Annotated in this window: 13 protein-coding genes; all 13 read left to right on the top strand. The window is 63.1% G+C overall.

Annotated elements, in window-relative coordinates; translation table 11 throughout:
• Nucleotides 1–647 precede the first annotated feature (647 nt).
• The 13 genes from glgA (at nucleotide 648) to CIB54_RS21570 (ending at nucleotide 19,267) form a co-directional block, all read left to right on the top strand.
• Nucleotides 648–2,204 (top strand): glycogen synthase GlgA, encoded by a 1,557-nt coding sequence (gene glgA / locus CIB54_RS21630; RefSeq protein ID WP_065952616.1) that lies wholly within the window; start codon nucleotides 648–650, stop codon nucleotides 2,202–2,204.
• A gap of 19 nt (nucleotides 2,205–2,223) precedes the next feature.
• The gene (treZ, locus tag CIB54_RS21625; RefSeq protein WP_101220907.1) at nucleotides 2,224–3,972 is read left to right on the top strand and encodes a malto-oligosyltrehalose trehalohydrolase; all 1,749 of its coding nucleotides are present in this window, start codon (nucleotides 2,224–2,226) and stop codon (nucleotides 3,970–3,972) included.
• A complete protein-coding gene (gene malQ, locus CIB54_RS21620; protein WP_065952614.1) occupies nucleotides 3,969–6,053 on the top strand; it encodes a 4-alpha-glucanotransferase in 2,085 nt (694 codons plus the stop codon). The genes treZ and malQ overlap by 4 nt, the downstream gene beginning before the upstream one ends.
• A complete protein-coding gene (locus CIB54_RS21615; protein WP_101220906.1) occupies nucleotides 6,050–8,800 on the top strand; it encodes a malto-oligosyltrehalose synthase in 2,751 nt (916 codons plus the stop codon). The genes malQ and CIB54_RS21615 overlap by 4 nt, the downstream gene beginning before the upstream one ends.
• 21 nt (nucleotides 8,801–8,821) lie before the next feature.
• Nucleotides 8,822–9,082 (top strand): DUF2934 domain-containing protein, encoded by a 261-nt coding sequence (locus CIB54_RS21610; RefSeq protein WP_101220905.1) that lies wholly within the window; start codon nucleotides 8,822–8,824, stop codon nucleotides 9,080–9,082.
• 129 nt (nucleotides 9,083–9,211) lie between these two features.
• Nucleotides 9,212–11,371 carry a glycogen debranching protein GlgX gene (gene glgX / locus CIB54_RS21605; RefSeq protein WP_065952611.1) on the top strand — a complete coding sequence of 720 codons (2,160 nt, stop codon included), beginning with the start codon at nucleotides 9,212–9,214 and terminating at the stop codon, nucleotides 11,369–11,371.
• A gap of 1 nt (nucleotide 11,372) precedes the next feature.
• Nucleotides 11,373–12,371 carry an acyl-CoA dehydrogenase family protein gene (locus CIB54_RS21600; protein WP_101220904.1) on the top strand — a complete coding sequence of 333 codons (999 nt, stop codon included), beginning with the start codon at nucleotides 11,373–11,375 and terminating at the stop codon, nucleotides 12,369–12,371.
• On the top strand, nucleotides 12,368–13,126 hold the full coding sequence (locus tag CIB54_RS21595; protein ID WP_101220903.1) for a PIG-L deacetylase family protein: 759 nt from the start codon (nucleotides 12,368–12,370) through the stop codon (nucleotides 13,124–13,126). Before CIB54_RS21600 ends, CIB54_RS21595 begins: the two co-directional genes overlap by 4 nt.
• Nucleotides 13,123–13,722, top strand: coding sequence for an SAM-dependent methyltransferase (locus CIB54_RS21590; RefSeq protein WP_101220902.1), 600 nt, complete (start codon nucleotides 13,123–13,125; stop codon nucleotides 13,720–13,722). Before CIB54_RS21595 ends, CIB54_RS21590 begins: the two co-directional genes overlap by 4 nt.
• Nucleotides 13,719–14,378 carry a glycosyltransferase family 2 protein gene (locus tag CIB54_RS21585; RefSeq protein ID WP_101220901.1) on the top strand — a complete coding sequence of 220 codons (660 nt, stop codon included), beginning with the start codon at nucleotides 13,719–13,721 and terminating at the stop codon, nucleotides 14,376–14,378. Before CIB54_RS21590 ends, CIB54_RS21585 begins: the two co-directional genes overlap by 4 nt.
• 141 nt (nucleotides 14,379–14,519) lie before the next feature.
• On the top strand, nucleotides 14,520–15,320 hold the full coding sequence (locus tag CIB54_RS21580) for a PIG-L deacetylase family protein (protein ID WP_101220900.1): 801 nt from the start codon (nucleotides 14,520–14,522) through the stop codon (nucleotides 15,318–15,320).
• A gap of 123 nt (nucleotides 15,321–15,443) precedes the next feature.
• Nucleotides 15,444–17,600: a TonB-dependent siderophore receptor gene (locus CIB54_RS21575; protein ID WP_101220899.1), complete on the top strand. Its 2,157-nt coding sequence runs from the start codon at nucleotides 15,444–15,446 to the stop codon at nucleotides 17,598–17,600.
• Nucleotides 17,601–17,773: 173 nt separating this feature from the next.
• On the top strand, nucleotides 17,774–19,267 hold the full coding sequence (locus CIB54_RS21570) for a methyl-accepting chemotaxis protein (protein ID WP_101220898.1): 1,494 nt from the start codon (nucleotides 17,774–17,776) through the stop codon (nucleotides 19,265–19,267).
• The last annotated feature ends 167 nt before the right edge of the window (nucleotides 19,268–19,434 follow it).

Here is a 19,434-nt window from a genome sequence, read left to right as displayed (position 1 = left end):
AGGCTCGGTGTGCCCGAACGCAGGCTTGAATCCGTGGGCCGCCGCCACGCGCCATCCATGGCGCGGGGCGGCTAACCCGGCGTCCTGCCGGGTTGCCCACGGATTCCAGCCTGCGTTCGGCCAGCGTGGTTTAACGGGGCGCCTGAGATCAAGATCAAAAGCAGATCGAGATCAAGAGCGACTCGCTTCGCATCGTGGTTACGGTTGGGCGCTACAGAGTTGTGTAGATACCTATGCCCCGATGGAAGTGTGCCAGTCAATACTCTTCGCTATCGGGGGCAAGCCCCCTCCCACATTTGGATCCGGGTGTCCGCCGGCATAAGGTTAAACGTTTTTTGTCCTACAAAAATGCCTTTTAAACCCGACAGGCTCCGGGATCTGGCCTAGACTCACGACCGATGGGTCCCTTCCAAAACAAAAACCCCGCAAAAAAACTAAACTTTTCAACTCGGCCCCTGGTCAAGTTTTAAGGCAAGGCGAGCACTCCGCGATTCACGCTACATGCCCGTCCATCCAATCTTTTTAGTTATCCGAGCAACTGGCATACGCCTTGCCAGATTGTCGTGCGCTTGTGCGCTTGGCCGCAGGAAGCGGTCATCGAGCTAATGGCAGCGGGCCACTAGCTAACCAACACGTTGGAGAGAATTATGATCAGTGCCGCAGCAAGTATTCAGGGAGAGCGTGTTAGTCAGCCAGTTGGCGGGTCGACCCCTTTGGTCGTCGACCTCAACACGGTGCGGCCGGTGTCCAGTCATAACCCCAACCGAAAGAAGGTGCTGTTTGTCACGTCCGAGTTTGCCGACCTGGTGAAAACCGGCGGCCTGGGCGATGTGTCGGCGGCCCTGCCCCGCGCCATGGCTCACTTGCACGATGTGCGTGTGCTGATTCCCGGTTACCCGCAAGTGATGGAAAGCGACAACCCGATTCACATCATTGGCGAACTGGGTGGCCACGCTGCGCTGCCGCCGTGCAAGATCGGGCGCATGGACCTCAAGGACGGCCTGGTCATCTATGTGCTGATCTGTCCCGAGCTGTACGAGCGCGAAGGTACACCCTACGGCGCCAACAATGGCCGCGACTGGCCGGACAATCACATCCGCTTCGCCCGTCTGGGCCTGGCCGCCGCCGACATGGCCGCCAACCTGGCACAGATCCACTGGTGCCCGGACCTGGTGCACGCCCACGACTGGCCCGCTGGCCTGGCCCCGGCGTATATGCACTGGCGTGGTTCACGCACCCCGACCCTGTTCACTATTCATAACCTCGCCTACCAAGGCGTGGTAAGCCTGGGTTGCACCCCGGAACTGGGCATTCCGCCCCATGCGCTGCAACAGGAAGGCATGGAGTTCTACGGCAAGATGTCGTTTCTCAAGGCCGGCATGGCTTATTCCAGCCATATCACCACGGTCAGCGCCACCTATGCCCAGGAAATCACCACGCCGGAATTCGGCTGCGGCCTGGACGGCTTCCTCGCCAGCAAGACCCAGCAGGGCCTGCTCAGCGGCATTCCCAACGGGATCGACGAAAGCTGGGAAACCTCCACCGACACCCACCTGACCCACAACTTCAATATCGGTGACTGGGAAGGCAAGGCCATCAACGCCGCCCACGTGCGCGAACTGTTCGGCCTGCACGATTCCACCGGCCCTTTGTTTGCCGTGGTTTCGCGACTGGTCTACCAGAAAGGCCTGGACCTGACCGAGGCAGTCGCCAGCTTCATTGTCGAAAACGGTGGCCAGATCGCGATCATCGGGCGCGGCGAGCCGGAAGAGGAACACGCCATGCGTGAACTGGCGCTGCGCTTCCCGGGCCAGGTCGGCGTGCGCATCGGCTTCAACGAAACCGACGCCCGCCGCATGTTCGCCGGCAGCGACTTCCTGTTGATGCCTTCGCGTTATGAGCCCTGCGGCCTGAGCCAGATGTATGCGCAGCGTTTCGGCTCGTTGCCGGTGGCGCGCAATACCGGTGGCCTGGCCGACACCATTGAAGACGGCGTAACCGGTTTTCTGTTCAACGAATCCACCGTCGACAGCTACAAGGCCGCGCTGGAGCGCGCGTTCAAAGTGTTCTCCTTCCCCGGCCTGCTCAACGCCATGCGCAGCCGCGCCATGACCCAACCGTTCAACTGGTCGCAGGCGGTGGAACCCTACGCCGAGCTGTACGAACAACTGGTGGTTAAAGCACTGGGGAAATCGACTAAATAATCAAGAGAGGTCTTCATAGATGCCGTTACGGACTTTGGAAACCTGGCCCCACGGCGCACTGATGCTGGACGCGCAACACACGCGTTTCGCCTTGTGGGCGCCAGACGCGTTTTATGTCAGCGTTGAATTGCAAGAAGGAAAATCCATCGCCATGCTGCCCCAGGCAGATGGCTGGTTTGAAGTCGAAATAGCCTGCCCCGCCGGGACGCTCTATCGCTTCAATATCGACGGGGAACGCGAAGTTCCCGACCCCGCGTCCAGGGCCCAGGCCCTGGATGTGCATGGTTGGAGCCGCGTGGTCGACCCGCTCGCCTATCAATGGCGGCACACCCACTGGCAGGGGCGCCCCTGGCATGAGGCGGTGATCTACGAACTGCACGTCGGCGCGATGGGCGGTTACGCCGAAGTCGAGAAGCACCTGCCGCGCCTGGCCGAGCTGGGCGTGACCGCCATCGAATTGATGCCGCTCGCGCAGTTCCCCGGTGAGCGCAACTGGGGCTACGACGGTGTACTGCCCTACGCCCCGCAAGCAACCTACGGCTCCCCCGAACAACTCAAGCACCTGATCGACAGCGCCCACGAGCACGGCCTGGCGGTGATCCTTGACGTGGTCTACAACCACTTCGGTCCCGATGGCAACTACCTGGGCCAGTACGCCAAGGGCTTTTTCCAGGAAGACGTGCACACACCCTGGGGCGCGGGGATTGATTTCGAACGCCGCGAAGTGCGGGATTTCTTCCTCGATAACGCCCTGATGTGGCTGCTGGAATACCGCTTCGACGGCCTGCGGCTGGACGCAGTGCACGCCATCGACAACCCCGGCTTCCTCCAGGAGCTGGCGCAGCGAGTACGCCAGCAAGTCGACACCGGGCGCCACGTATGGCTGATGCTGGAAAACGAGCTGAACCAGGCCGGCCTGCTCCAACATGATTTCGACGCACAATGGAACGATGACTTCCACAACGTGCTGCACGTGCTGCTCACCGGCGAAACCGACGCCTACTACAGCGACTTCGCCGAGCAGCCCACGGCCAAATTGGCGCGCTGCCTGGCTGAAGGCTTTATCTATCAGGGCCAGACCACTCGCCACGGCCATGCACGCGGCGAACCGAGCGGCGAATTGCCTCCGACCGCGTTCGTGGCGTTTTTACAGAACCACGACCAGATCGGCAATCGGGCCCTGGGCGAACGCCTGCACCAGCTGTGCCCGCCCCAGGCGTTGAAGGCGGCGACCGCGCTGTTGCTGTTGTCGCCGATGATCCCGCTGATGTTCATGGGCGATGAGGTCAATGCTGGCGAGTCTTTCCTGTTCTTCACCGACCATCACGGGGAACTGGCAGAGGCTGTACGTGAAGGTCGACGCAACGAGTTTGCCGATTTCGCCGCGTTTCATGACCCTGAGCAGCGCGAACGCATCCCCGATCCCAACGCCTTGACGACCTTCCTGCAATCCAGGCCAACCCTGGTGGAAAACGAGCATGCCCAGCTCTATCGACATTTATTGAGCCTGCGCCATCAATACGTAGTGCCTCATCTGCCTGGCAGCGCGGCCCTCGGCGCGCAGGTGCTGGCTGACAGTGCCGTTAGCGCGCGCTGGCGCCTGGGCAATGGCAGCGTGTTGCAAATCGATCTGAACCTGAGCACCGAGCCCGTCGATCAGCCGGCTTCGCCCCACGTGATTTTTCAAACGCCTGCCGACCCTGCGGCGGCGCAGTTGCCGCCCTTCAGCGCACGCGTGTCCCTATTCCCTGCTGGAGAACAGTCTTGAGTGAAGCGAACCTGGAAATACTCGCCAGCCGCGCGGGCCTGGCCGTCGATTGGATCGATGCCAATGGTCGCCCACAACATGTGAAACCCGACGCCCTGCGCGCCGTGCTCAAGGGGCTGGGTCACCCGGCCGATACCGAGGCCGAAATCGAGGCCAGCCTGCAGTCGTTGGAACACGTACAGCAGGATAAGCATCTGCCCCCGCTGATCACCGTCGACAGCGGCGAAGGCCTGGACCTGGCGCGTTTCTTTGCCCCGGACACGCCGTGCCGCGTGCAGTTGGAAGATGGCGAAAGCCTGGAACTGCGTCTGGATGGTGATGCCGTGCTGCCCGGCGTGATCGCCCTTGGCTACCATCAGGCGCATATCGACGGCCAGACGTTCACCCTCGCCGTCGCCCCCGCCCAGTGCTACAGCGTGGCCGAAGCGGTGCAAAATGACCCCGCCCGCGCCTGGGGCATCAGCGCCCAGCTCTACTCGCTGCGCCGCCTCGGCGACGGGGGGTTCGGCGACACCCTGGCCCTGGAGCACCTGGCCCGTTCGGCCGCCGAACGCGGGGCCGACGCCGTGGCGATCAGCCCGATGCATGCGATGTTCAGCGCCGATGCCGAGCGCTACAGCCCCTACTCGCCTTCCAGCCGGCTGTTTCTCAACAGCTTGTATGCCTCGCCCGGGTGCATCCTGGGTGAACGTGAAGTGCGCAATGCCATCGAGGCCACAGGCCTGGCCGATGAACTGCACGACCTTGAACAGCTCACGCTGATCGACTGGCCCGCCGCCGCCAAAGCCAAGCAGCGCCTGCTGCGCGCCCTGTATGACGACTTCCGCCACGGCCACCACCCGCAACATGCCGATTTCCAGAGCTTCCGTCAGGCTGGCGGCGAAGCCTTGGAAAACCACTGCCGTTTCGAAGCGGTGCAGGCATTGCGCGCCGCCGCCGGGGAAGACCTCGACTGGCGTCACTGGCCGCAAGACTGGCGTACGCCGCAGAGCCCGGCGCTGGCACAGTTTGCCGAGGAGCACCGTGATGAAATCGGCTATTTCGCTTTTACCCAGTGGTTGATCGCCCGCAGTTTGCAGCGCGCACAACAGGCCGCGCGTGGCAGCGGCATGGGTATCGGCCTGATCGCCGACCTGGCGGTGGGTGCGGACGGCGGTGGCAGCCAGGCATGGAGTCGCCAGGACGAATTGCTCGCCGACCTCACCGTCGGCGCGCCACCGGACATTCTCAACCGTGCAGGCCAGGGTTGGGGCATTTCCGCGTTTTCCCCCGAGGGGCTCAAACGCCACGGTTTCCGTGCCTTTATTGAAATGCTGCGGGCTAACTTCGCGCACGCGGGCGGCCTGCGAATCGACCATGTGATGGGCCTGCAACGCCTGTGGGTCATCCCCAACGGGGCTTCACCGCGCGAAGGCGCCTACCTGTATTACCCGGTGGACGACATGCTGCGGCTGTTGGCCCTCGAATCCCATCGTCACCAGGCCATTGTCCTCGGTGAGGACCTCGGCACCGTGCCCGACGGCCTGCGTGAAAAACTCAGCAGCCGGGCAATTCTGGGCATGCGTGTATTGCTGTTCGAGCAAAACCATGAAGGCCAGTTCAGGCCGATCCTCGACTGGCCCGACAACGCCCTGGCCACCACCAGCACTCACGACTTGCCGACGCTCAACGGCTGGTGGCACAGCCGTGACATCGAATGGAATATCGAACTGGGCCTGATCGACGCGCCGACCGTGGATCAATGGAGCGAACACCGCCTGCGCGAACGCCAGGCATTGCGCCAGGCCTTGAGCCAGGACCCGCAGAACTTTGTCGATGAGATCCGCAACGACACCGACCACATGATCGATGCCAGCGTGCGCTACCTCGGCCACACCCGTGCGCCGCTGGTGCTGCTGCCCCTGGAGGATGCCCTGGGCATGGAAGAACAACCCAACCTGCCCGGCACCACCGACACCCACCCCAACTGGCGCCGCCGCCTGCCCGGTGAAGCGTCCAGCCTGCTCGACAATGCCGGCGCCGCGCGCCGCCTCGAGCTGCTGGCCGTCGCGCGCAACCAAGCCTATGAGCGTGACCGATGAAAGCACTGCCCCTGCGCGCCACTCAGCGTCTGCAATTTCATAAAGGCTTCACCCTGGATGATGCGGTGCCGTTGGTGCCGTATTTCGCCCGACTGGGCATCAGTCACCTGTATGCCTCGCCCCTGCTCAAGGCGCGGGCCGGTTCGATGCATGGCTATGACGTGGTCGACCCCACCTGTGTCAACCCGGAACTGGGTGGTGAAGCGGCGTTGCAGCGCTTGGTTGCCGCGTTGCGCGAACACGACATGGGCCTGATCCTCGACATCGTCTCTAACCATATGGCCGTGGGCGGCGCCGACAACCCCTGGTGGCTGGACCTGCTGGAATGGGGACGCTTGAGCCCCTACAGCGAATTCTTCGACATTCAATGGCACTCACCCGACCCGCTGCTCAAGGGCCAACTGCTGATGCCGTTCCTGGGCAGCGATTACGGCGAAGCGTTGCAAAGCGGCAACCTGGTGCTGAAGTTCGAGGCGGCGCACGGCGCCTTTTACGTTGAGCACTACGAACATCGTTTCCCGATCTGTCCACGGGACTACGCACTGATCCTGGGCAACGACGAACCGCTCAAGCCGCTGGCCGAGCGCTTCGCCGCCCTGGCGTATCAGGACGATGCCTACGCCGAAGCCGGCTGGCTGAAACAGGCACTGGCCGAGCGGGCCGGCGAGGTATTGCCCGCCATCGAACAGCGCCTCGCCGCGTTCGACGGGCGCACGCCTGAGGGTTTCGCCCGCCTGCATCAGTTGCTGGAAGAACAGAGCTACCGCCTCGCCAGTTGGCGCACGGCGGCGGACGACATCAACTGGCGGCGCTTCTTCGACGTCAACGAACTGGGTGGCCTGCGCGTCGAGCGCACGGCGGTGTTCGAGGCCACTCACGGGAAGATTTTCGAGTTGATCAGCGCAGGCCTGATCGATGGCCTGCGCATCGACCATATCGACGGGCTGGCCGACCCACGTGGTTACTGCCGCAAGCTGCGGCGCCGGGTGGATGCGCTGTCGCCGCAGCGGCATTTGCCGATCTTCGTGGAAAAAATCCTCGGTGACGGCGAGACCCTGCGCGAAGACTGGCAAGTGGACGGCACTACCGGCTACGAATTCATGAACCAGCTGTCATTGCTGCAGCATCACCCGGACGGTTTCGCGCCGCTCGCCGAGTTATGGTCGCGCCACAGCGAACGGCCGTCGGCGTTTATCGAAGAGGCGCGGCTGGCCCGCCAGCAAATCCTCAACGGTTCATTGGGCGGCGATTTCGAGAGTGTGGCCCAGGCGCTGTTGCAAGTGGCCCGTGACGACGTAATGACCCGCGACCTGACCCTGGGCGCGATCCGCCGCGCGTTACAGGAACTGATCGTGCATTTTCCGGTGTACCGCACCTACATCAGCGCTCGCGGGCGCAGCGCGGCTGACGACAAGATCTTCCAGCAGGCCATGGAGGGCGCGCGCAGCACGCTGAACGAGGGCGACTGGCCGGTACTCGATCACCTGGAACAATGGCTGGGTGGGCAACCGTGGCGCAATCGCCCGCTGGGCCGTGCGCGCAAGATGCTCAAGCATGCCTGCGTGCGCTTCCAGCAACTGACCTCACCTGCCGCAGCCAAGGCCGTGGAAGATACGGCGTTCTATCGTTCGGCGGTGTTGCTGTCGCGTAACGACGTAGGCTTCAGCACCGAGCAGTTCAGCGCACCGTTGGCCGATTTTCATGCAGTGAATCAGCAGCGTCTGAAGAGCTTCCCCCATAACTTGCTGGCCACCGCCACCCACGACCATAAACGTGGCGAAGACACCCGTGCGCGTCTGGCGGTACTGAGCGAGTGCGCGCCCTGGTACGCCGAGCAGGTCGAACACTGGCGCAGCCTGGCCGCGCCGTTGCGCGAGACGCCAGACAGCCCCTCGGCGGGCGACGAGTTGATCCTTTATCAAGTGCTGCTCGGCAGTTGGCCGCTGGAGCCGAACCCTGACCTTGAGGCCTATCAGCAACGCCTCTGGCAGTGGCAACAGAAAGCGCTGCGCGAAGCCAAGCTGCAAAGCAGCTGGAGCGCGCCGAACGAGGCATACGAGCGCGGCGTCGAGACCTTTGTGCAGCGCGTATTGCTCAGTGAAACCGGCAAGCCGTTGCGCGACGCTCTTGCCGGCGCAGCCCAGGCCATCGCTCCCGCCGGCGCCTTGAACGGGCTGGCGCAGACCTTGCTTCATCTGAGCGTGCCGGGTGTGCCGGACGTGTACCAGGGCGATGAGTACTGGGACTTCAGCCTGGTCGACCCGGACAACCGGCGCCCGGTGGACTTCCAGGCGCGGCAACGCGCCCTGGAAAACCCGGCGGACATCGGTGAACTGCTGTCCAGCTGGCGCGACGGGCGTATCAAGCAGGCGGTGATCGGGCAAGTACTCGCCTTGCGCAAGGCTAACGTCGAGCTGTTCAGCGACGGCGCCTACACCGCTCTGGAGGTGGTTGGCCCACTGGCCGATCATGTCGTTGCGTTCTGCCGCGAACTTCACGGCAAACACGTGTTGGTGGTGGTGCCTCGCTGGCCCCGGCGCCTGCTCGAAAATGCGCTGCTGCCCCTGATTCCTGCCCAGGTTTGGGGCGATACGCGGGTGAAATTACCGTTCGCCGCCACAACTCAAAACTGGAAGGGACTTTTTCAGACAAGCGCAGTCACACCAGACAAGGAGCTGTTGATCAGCGCTGCCCTGGGGGATTTCCCGGTCAATGTCTTTATCAATGCCGATATTCAAGAAAGCTGAACATTTTCTGAGGAGTGTGTGATGAGTAATGAAGACAAACGCATCCGCGAACTGGCACACCAGATCTGGGAGTCCGAAGGCAAGCCCCACGGTGAAGATGCGCGTCACTGGGAAATGGCACGCAAGCTGGCCGAAGCCGAGGCATTGACGCCAAGCAAGCCCAAGCCGGCCGCCAAGCCCAAGACCGCGCCCAAGCCTGCGGCCAAAGCCAAGCCGGCGGCGCCCGCCGCTGCCAAACCTGCGCCGAAGAAGCCCGCGGCACCGAAGAAACCCAAGCCCTAAGCTCATCGATCGCCGCGCCTCCTGACCGCATTGCCGTCAGGGGGCCCTCAACTGTCTACGTCATACGCTGAATAACTGTCAGTACGGCCGCGTTCGGCCCGAAAAAAGAATCCTTGCAGGAGCAACACCATGAGCAAACCCGATAAAGCCTCAACCACGCCGGACCATGAGCCGTCGCGGATTCGTGAAGGTTTGCCCTTCCCCCTCGGCGCCACCTGGGACGGCCTGGGCGTCAACTTTGCGCTGTTTTCAGCCAACGCCACCAAGGTCGAGCTGTGCCTGTTCGACGATGCCGGCGAAGTGGAACTGGAGCGCATCGAGCTGCCTGAGTACACCGATGAAATCTTCCACGGCTACCTGCCCGACGCCCATCCCGGGCTGATTTACGGCTACCGTGTGTATGGCCCTTACGACCCGGAAAACGGCCATCGCTTCAACCACAACAAATTGCTGATCGACCCCTATGCCAAGCAACTGGTGGGCGAACTCAAATGGTCCGAAGCGCTGTTTGGCTACACCATCGGCCACCCCGACGACGACCTCAGCTTCGACGAGCGCGACAGCGCGCCGTTCGTGCCCAAGTGCAAGGTCATCGACCCGGCGCACACCTGGGGCAATGACCAGCCGGTGCGCGTGCCATGGGACCGCACGATCATCTATGAAACCCACCTGCGCGGCATCAGCATGCGCCATCCTTCGGTCGGCGAATCCGTGCGCGGCACCTGCGCCGGGCTGATGGAAGATGACGTGCTCAAGCATATCCGCCAGTTGGGGGTGTCTTCGGTCGAGCTGTTGCCCGTCCATGCCTTCGTCAACGACCAGCATCTGCTGGAAAAAGGCATGACCAACTACTGGGGCTACAACAGCATTGCGTTTTTTGCGCCCGACCCGCGCTACCTGGCCAGCGGCAAGATCGCCGAGTTCAAGGAGATGGTCGCGCACCTGCATGAGCAGAAGCTCGAGGTGATCCTCGACGTGGTCTACAACCACACCGCCGAAGGCAACGAGCGCGGCCCTACCCTGTCCATGCGCGGCATCGACAACGCCTCGTACTACCGCCTGATGCCCGACGAAAAGCGCTTCTACATCAATGATTCCGGCACGGGCAACACTCTGGACCTGAGTCACCCGTGCGTGCTGCAGATGGTCACCGACTCCCTGCGTTACTGGGCGACCGAGATGCACGTTGATGGTTTCCGCTTTGACCTGGCGACCATCCTCGGACGCTATCGCGACGGCTTTGACGAACGTCACAGCTTCCTCGTGGCGTGCCGCCAGGACCCTATCCTGCGTCAGCTCAAACTCATCGCCGAACCCTGGGACTGCGGACCGGGCGGCTATCAGGTGGGCAATTTCCCACCGGGCTGGGCGGAATGGAACGACCGTTTCCGCGACACCGTGCGCGCCTTCTGGAAAGGCGATGACGGCCAGTTGGCGGACTTCGCCGGGCGCATGACCGCCTCGGGCGAAATGTTCAACCACCGTGGGCGCCGACCTTACAGCTCGGTGAACTTCATCACCGCCCATGACGGGTTCACCCTGCATGACCTGGTGTCCTACAACGACAAGCACAACGAAGCCAACGACGAGAACAACCAGGACGGCAGCAATAACAACCTGTCGTGGAACCATGGTGTCGAAGGCCCTACCGAAGATCCGGAAATCAACGCGTTGCGTCTGCGCCAGATGCGCAACTTCTTCGCTACCCTGCTGCTGGCCCAAGGCACGCCGATGATCGTGGCCGGCGATGAATTCGCCCGCACCCAGCATGGCAACAACAATGCTTATTGCCAGGACAGTGAGATCGGTTGGGTCAACTGGGAACTGGACGACGACGGCAAGGCGCTGCTCAAGTTCGTCAAGCGCCTGATCAAGTTGCGCCTGGCGTACCCGATCCTGCGCCGTGGGCGCTTCCTGGTCGGCGACTATAACGAAGATATCGGCGTAAAAGACGTCACCTGGCTGGCCCCGGATGGCAATGAAATGACCACCGAGCAGTGGGAAGACAGCCATGGTCGTTGCCTGGGCATGCTGATGGATGGTCGCGCCCAGGAGACCGGGATTCGACGTGCCGGCGCCGACGCGACGTTGCTGCTGGTGGTCAACGCCCATCACGACATGGTCAATTTCCGCCTGCCACCGGTGCCCCAGGGCGAGTACTGGAATTGCCTGCTCGATACCAATGACCCGGCAGTCCGTGGCCAGGAGCGTTTTGAGTTTGAGCACGAGTACGCTGCAACCGGCCGCTCGCTGCTTCTGTTTGAGCTGCATCACGACGACGAGGTGTGAAATGGCGTTGCACGGATTCCTTTCCGGCTACCGGGGCTATGCGAATACGCAAGCCCTGGGTAATGCCCTAAGGGACCTTCAGGAAGAAGGCCTGGACCAACTGCCCTTGCCCGGCAGCGGCCAGACGCTGGAGCGTTACAGCGGGCTGGCGCAGGTCGCCGGACATGACCTGCGCTTGTGCAAGCTGTTCGAGGGCCACACCGACGCCCTGGCGATCATTGCCGAGCTCGACAGCCCGCTGCCGCCGTTGGGCAGCATCTGGGGGATGTGGGCCGCCGAGCCGCCGAGCGCCAGGGCGCGCGTGCGGCGCGATGGCCAACGGCTGATTGTCGACGGGCGTAAAGCCTGGTGCTCAGGGGCCTCCGTTGTCTCGCACGGGTTGTTGACCGCGTGGGATGAAGAAGATCGCCAGCAACTGGTTGCCGTGGCGATGGACCAGCCCGGCGTCACGGTGACGGATGAAGGCTGGGATGCGGTGGGCATGGCGGCTACTGGCAGTGTCGAGATCGTCTTCGATGAGGCCCCGGGGCTTGCGGTTGGCGGGCCAGGCGACTACCTGGCCCGCCCGGGCTTCTGGCACGGCGGCATCGGCATTGCGGCGTGCTGGTATGGCGCGGCGCAGCGCCTGGCCGAAGTGTTGCGCGAGCAGTGCGGCAAGCACCCTGAGCCCCATGCCCTGGCCCACCTCGGCGCGGTGGACAGCGCACTCAACAGCGCGGCCTGCGTGCTGCGCGCCAGTGCCGAGCAGGTCGACCAGGCACCGACCGCCGATGCCCGGCTACTGGCCCAGCAGGTGCGCGCGTGCGTCGAGGAAACCGTCGAGCAGGTGATCCATCATGTCGGGCGTGCCGTCGGTGCGGGGCCTTACTGCAAGGACCCGCACTTCGCCCAATTGATGGCGGACTTGCCGGTGTATGTGCGTCAAAGTCACGCCGAACGCGACCTGGCCGCCCTGGGCGAACAGGTCGCCGGCGAACCGTCAGGGAGGTGGCAGTTATGAAACCCAACCCGATTGTCGGCCAGGGTACGTCGCTGCATTACTGGCAAACCTCGTCGCGCCTGGCTGAATTGCCGCATATCAGCGTTGAACAACTGGTGCCCGAGGGGCGGCGCGCAGTCATCATTGCGCCGCATCCGGACGATGAAGTGCTCGGCTGCGGCGGTTTGCTGCAAGGTCTGGCCGAACTGGGCCGGCCCATTCAACTGATCTCGGTCACCGACGGCAGCGCCAGCCATCCGGGCTCCAAACGGTGGCCGGTGCAACGTCTGAGCGTGGTACGGCCCCAGGAATCGGCCCAGGCGTTGCACCGCCTGGGCTTGCCGCTGCACAGTTTGAAGTGGCTGCGCGCCGGGTTTACCGACAGTAAAGTTGCCGAGCGTGAAGAAGAACTCGCCGCTTTCATCCAGCGCTACCTCAAGCCCGACGATGTGGTGTTCGCCACCTGGCGTGAAGACGGGCATTGCGACCATGAGGCCGTCGGCCGCGCCAGCGCGAAAGCCGCCCAGGCAGTGGGCGCTACGTTGTACGAACTGCCTGTGTGGACCTGGCACTGGGCGACCGCTGAAGATGGCATGGTGCCTTGGGACCGTGCGCGCAAGATCCCTTTGACGCCCGAAAGGGTGGCGCGCAAACGCCATGCCATCCACGCCTTCGCCAGCCAGCTGGAGGGCGACCCGCAGGCCGGTCTGCCGCCTGTATTGGCGCCCTATATAGTGGAGCGTTTGCTGCAACCTTTTGAAGTGGTGTTCGTGTGAGCGTGACGACCCCTTATTTCGACCAGATGTTCGCCGGCAACGACGACCCGTGGGCGTTTCGTCAACGCTGGTACGAGCAACGCAAACGCGCATTGACCCTGGCCATCCTGACCCGGGCGCGCTACACCTCGGTGTTCGAACCCGGCTGCGCCAATGGCGAGTTGAGCGCCGAGCTGGCGGCGCGTTGTGATCGCTTGCTGTGCTGCGATACGGCGAGCGCTGCGGTGGCGCTGGCCAGCAAGCGGCTGGCCGGGTTTTCCAACGTGCAGATAGAGCAGCGCTGTTTGCCCGAACAGTGGCCATCGGGGCAATTCGAGCTCATCGTATTGAGCGAATTCTGTTACTACCTGGACGCCGCTGATCTTGAGCGCCTGGCCGAGCGCTGCCGCGCCGCCCTGGCGCAGGGCGGCCAACTACTGGCCTGCCATTGGCGACCGCCCATCGAAGGGTGCCCGCAAACCGCCGAACAGGTGCACGCGCTGCTTGAGCAACGACTGGGGCTGCACGCGGTGGTACGCCACCATGAAGACGATTTCCTGCTCGACCTGTGGGGCCGAGATGGCACCTCGGTGGCACGTCTTGAGGGCCTGCGATGATCGGCATCCTGATTCCGGTGCATAACGAAGAAGCGTTATTGGGCGAATGCCTGAACGCTGCGTCAATCGCCGCCAACCATCCGGGATTGCAGGGTGAAGCGGTGCACATCCTGGTCGTCCTCGACAGTTGCAGCGACGCCAGTGCGACGATTGCCCGCACGCACGGGGTGCACAGCCTGGCGGTGCAGGCACGTAATGTCGGGCATGCCCGCGGTGCGGGCGCACGGCATTTGCTGGACCTGGGCGCGCGCTGGATTGCCTGTACAGACGCCGACAGCCGCGTTGCCCCGGACTGGCTGGTGGCGCAATTGGCGCTGGGCTGCGACGCCGTATGCGGCACCGTGACCGTAGACGCCTGGAGCGAGGGCTTCGACGCGGCGGCGCAGATGCGCTATCACCAGGCTTACGAAGCCCGCGACGGGCATCGGCATGTCCACGGCGCCAACCTGGGCGTCAGCGCCAGCGCGTATTTACAGGCGGGTGGCTTTGAACCAGTGGCCTGCCATGAGGATGTGCAATTGGTGCGCAATCTGGAGCGTTGCGGCGCGTCAATCGCCTGGAGCCATTCGCCCCAGGTGATCACCAGCGCGCGCCTGGATTGCCGCGCCCAGGGTGGTTTCGGTGACTACTTGAAGGGCCTGCTGCAGGTTTCGTAAAAATACGACGTTGCGCCCATTCGTCCTTGTCTATGCTCATAACGTCTCGCACAGCGCTCCAGGATCGGAGCGCCGCGCGCTCACCGCAGCCGGAGCCTGGGGTGAGCACAAGAGCGTCAACCGACAAGGATGTAATACGCCATGAGAACTGCCTCGTTAAGCGAGGGCCGTCGCGGCCCCGCGCAAATCTGGAACAGCGCGCCACAGTTGGCGCAGATCCCCGTCATCAGTTTGTCCAGCCTCATACCGCCGGGTGCTCGCGTGGTGGTGATCGCGCCGCACCCGGGCGATGAAGTGCTCATCTGCGGGGGCCTGCTGCAAATGCTCAGCACGCGCCAACACCCCTTGAAACTGATCTCCGTCACCGATGGCAGCGCCAGCCACCCCGGCTCGCGGGTCTGGTCGGCCGGTCGCTTGAGTGTGATTCGCCCCCAGGAAAGCGCCGAGGCCCTGCGCCGCCTGGGTATGCCGTTGCACAGCCTGAAATGGATTCGTGGCGGGTTTTGCGACAACGCCCTGGCCAACCACGGGCAACGGATAAGCCAGTTCATCGCCCGATACCTGACGCCAGGTGATGTGGTGTTTACCACGTGGCGCCATGACGGCAACGATGATCACGAAGCCGTCGGCCGTGCCAGCGCCGAGGCATGCAATCGGGTGGGCGCGCAATTGTATGAACTGCCGATGTGGGCCTGGCACTGGCCCGCACGCGAAGGCTCGGTGATGCCGTGGCAGCGTGCGCGCAAGTTGTGCCTGGACACTTGGAGCGTGGCGCACAAACTCCACGCCTTGCATGCCTATGCCAGCCAGCTCACGGGGGACCCCGCGATCGGCCTGGCGCCGATGCTCGCCCAGGTGTTGCTGGAGCGCATGCGTGAGCCTTACGAAATCGTATTCATCCCGGCACAGGCAGCAAAACGCACTGGCCCTCCCCACGCGTGAAAAATTCGTTAACTGATTCATTCATTGGGCTTTTTCCCACAGACCTGATCTGCCACACTGCTGCGAATAATTATCAACAGCTTTATTATTCGCCACGGACGGCATTCCGGGAGAGTTACATTCATGTCTGTGCACCACCACGGCGATAAAGGGTTTTCACCCAGCTTGATAGCGATGGCCATCTGTCTGACCACCTCCCACGCGGCCTTCGCCGCCGACGTCGCCACCCAGCCCGCCACCATAGAACTGGGCGCCACAGAGGTTTCCGGCCAACAGCTTGGCGAAACCACCGAAGGCAGCCAGTCGTACACCACCGGTTCGATGAGCACCGCGACCAAGCTGCCGCTGACACTGCGCGAAACGCCGCAGGCCGTCACCGTGATTACCCGTCAGCGCATGGATGACCAGGCGATGACCAGCATCAACGATGTGGTCAATGCCACGCCGGGATTGTTCCTCAACTACTCCAACGGCCCCGGCCGGCAGGCCTACACTGCGCGCGGTTTCAACGTCGACAACCTCATGTACGACGGCATTCCCAGTGGCTATAACGGCGTCGACGTAGGGGCTCAACCGAACCTGGCAATGTTCGATCGCGTCGAGGTGGTACGCGGCGCTACCGGGCTGGTCACCGGCGCCGGCAACCCATCAGCGGCCATCAACCTGATTCGCAAGCGGCCCCTGGACGAGCAGAAAGTCACCCTGACCGGTGCCGCCGGCAGTTGGGACGACTACCGTGGCGAACTCGACGCCTCCAGCCCCCTCAATGACAGCGGCACCTGGCGCGGCCGGGTGGTCACCTCCTACCGCGACGCCAACAGTTTCATCGACAAGGCCGAGCAGGATCACGGCCTGTTCTACGCCGTGACCGAAGCCGACCTGAGCGAGGACACGAGCCTGACGCTCGGCTACTCCAACCAGAAAGACAAGACCAACTACTTCTGGGGCTCGTCGATGGTCGGCCTGGACGGCCATCACCTTGGCCTGTCGCGCTCCTACAATCCCGGCACCGACTGGGAGAACAAGGACCAGGAGATCAACACGGTTTTCGTCGAATTGCGCCAGCAACTGGCCAACGACTGGAAACTGCAGGTCAATGCCAATTACGCCGAACAAAACGCGCTGTTCTCCGGCTCCTACCAGTCGCGCTGGGTCGAAAATACCTTGGCGCGTACGGTGTACCAGGCCGCCTTCGATGAGAACCAGGCCGGGCTCGACGCCTTTGCCAGCGGCCCGTTCCAGGCGTTCGGGCGCACCCATGAGCTGGTGGTGGGCGCCAGCAAACGCATCTACGACATGACCACCCATGGTTACAGCCCGTACCGTCTGGATTGGCCGATCAATGCCGGCAAGCCGAACTTCACCCGCACCACCAACCAGCGTGACGTCACCACCCAGGACGGTGTCTACGTCACCACGCGCCTGAGCCTGGCCGACCCGCTCAAGCTGATCCTCGGCGGGCGCCTGGACTGGTACGACTATGACAACCGCGACGGCGACGGCGACTATAAGGTCACCCGCAACCTCACCCGCTACGCAGGCCTGATCTATGAGCTGGACGACCAGCACTCGGTGTATGCCAGCTACAGCGACATCTTCACGCCGCAAAAAGAAAAGAGCACCGGCGCGACGCCGCTCAAGCCCATCGTCGGCAAAAACTATGAAGTGGGCATCAAGGGCGAATACCTGGGCGGCGCACTGAATGCCAGCGTGGCGCTGTTCCGTGTCGACCAGGAAAACCGTGCCGTGCAGATCGTTGTGCCGGACTGCCCGCAGGCGGCCTGCTATCAAGCCTCGGGGGAGATCCGCAGTCAGGGCATCGACTTCGAACTGCAAGGCGCCTTGACCGACAACTGGCAGGTCGGCGGTGGCTACACCTACGCGCGCACCCACACTATCAGGGACGACGCCAACCCGCAGAAGGTCAACAAGCAGTTCGATACCGACACCCCGGAACACCTGTTCAAGGTCACCACCCGCTACAACTTCCAGGGCCCGCTGGAGAAACTCCGGGTGGGCGGCAACGTGTCCTGGCAGAGCCGTATGTACAACGACATCCAGCTGGCGGACGGCAGCACCTATCGGCTCAAGCAAGGCGGCTACGCCGTCACCGACCTGATGGCCGGGTACCGGGTCAACCAGCACCTGGATCTGCAGCTCAACGCCAACAATATCTTTGATCGGCACTACTACCAGTCCATCTCCGAGGACGTCAGCTACGGCGGCGACTCCTACGGCAGCCCGCGCAACATGATGATGACGGCCAAGTACAGCTTCTGATCGTCATTGCAACCTCGGCTGCCCGCCCGGGCAGCCGTTCTTAAAGTCTCCCTGCGACGTGCCGATAACCGATTTGCCGGATCTTATCGCCGCACCTGCCTGGCTCTTTACCGGCTCCGCGCGTGGCACGCCGCGTGCTTGATTCCTGGCTAAATCACATGGAGTAAACGCCAATGCCCCTCCGCACACGCTTTCTGGAGCACTACCGCAAGGCCGACCGCATCATGCTGGCGTTGATCTGGCTGATGTTCCTGTTCTCCCTCGGCCTGGGGTTCTGGCATGACACCTTCACCCAGGCGGTGATCGTCGGTGGCGGCACCGCCGTGGTGCTGACCGCGCTGTATCGCGCCATTGGCGGCACCCGTGCGATGCGCTGCGCACTCGGTGCCGGCCTGATGGTGATGGCCGCCTTGCACATCAACCAGGCGCAGGGTGTCATCGAAGCGCACTTTGGTATCTTCGCGCTGCTCGCGGTATTGACGTTCTACCGTGACTGGCTGCCGATCCTGGTGGCGGCGCTGACCATCGCCGTGCATCACCTGGTGTTCCATGCCCTGCAGCATCAAGGCTGGCCGGTGTTTGTGATGGCACATCACGGCGGCTGGACGATGATCTTCGTCCACGCCTTCTATGTGGTGATGGAAACCGTCGCCCTGCTCTACCTCGCCGTGCATAGCCACGCCGAAGCGGTCGAAAGTCAGGAAATGCTGGAAAAAATGCTCGCCGTCACCTCGCAGTTCACCGAAGACACGGCCAAGGGTGAAGACAAGGAGCATGTGTCCCTCGCCAAGCGCTTCGACCATTTCCTGCAGCAACTCACTCACCTGATCGACGGCGTCGCACGCGACTCCCATGGCCTGGGCCAACTCGGCCAGGAACTGGCCACGGCCAGCGGCACCCTGGAACAAGGCGCGCGGCATCAACTGGCGCAAATCAATGAAATGACCGGCTCGATGCAGCGCATGGAAGACGCCACGGGCCACATCACTGTGCACGTCGAACAGGCCGTGGAGCACGCCGGCCAAGCCAGCCAGCAGATTGAACGCGGTCAGCAAAGCGTGGGGCGCGCCCAGCATGAAATCACGCAACTGGCCTCGCGCATCAATGGCACGCAATCGACCGTGCAATCGCTGGCCGTGCAGGCGGAGCAAATCGGTTCGGTGCTGGAGGTGATCAGCAGCATCGCCAACCAGACCAACCTGCTTGCCCTCAATGCCGCCATCGAAGCCGCCCGCGCCGGCGAGCAAGGCCGTGGCTTTGCCGTGGTCGCCGACGAAGTGCGTAGCCTGGCCCAGCGCACCGCCCTCTCCACCCAGGAAATCAAGACCATCATCGAAGGCTTGCAGCAAGGCAGCCGCCAGGCCGTCGAAGCCATGCACGACAGCCGCCAGGGTGTGGAGCGTTGCGTGGAAGACAGCCAAGTGGCCGTCGATATGCTGCGCGCAGTGGGCGAAGACATTGCGCATATCGACCAACTCAATGGCCGCATCGTCACCACCACCCGCGAGCAAAGCTCGGCGAACCTGGAAATTGTCGAGCGCCTGCAATCGGTGCAGCACATCGCGCAAAACACCGCCGACGACGTGGAAACCCTGGCCCGCAGCAGCGAACGCCTGCCACCGATCGCCGTACGCCTGGATGCGCTGGGGCGCAGGTTTCATCCCTGATTCAAGGGTGTACGAACAGTCGTGGGTCGGCCGCAAGGTCGACCTCTTCATCGCTTGACCCACCGCCATCGCAGCCTCGCCGGGGCTCGAGCGCTCCTACAGAACACTGAAAGGTTGGGCAGGTTTGGCTTTGCACTGCAGATCATCGCCTCCCGATCGCGCACGAC

Source organism: Pseudomonas fluorescens, from assembly GCF_002837185.1.
Classification (GTDB): domain Bacteria; phylum Pseudomonadota; class Gammaproteobacteria; order Pseudomonadales; family Pseudomonadaceae; genus Aquipseudomonas; species Aquipseudomonas fluorescens_AM.
Note: the sequence above shows the minus strand (reverse complement) of the source record. Positions and strands in the feature narration are given on the sequence as shown.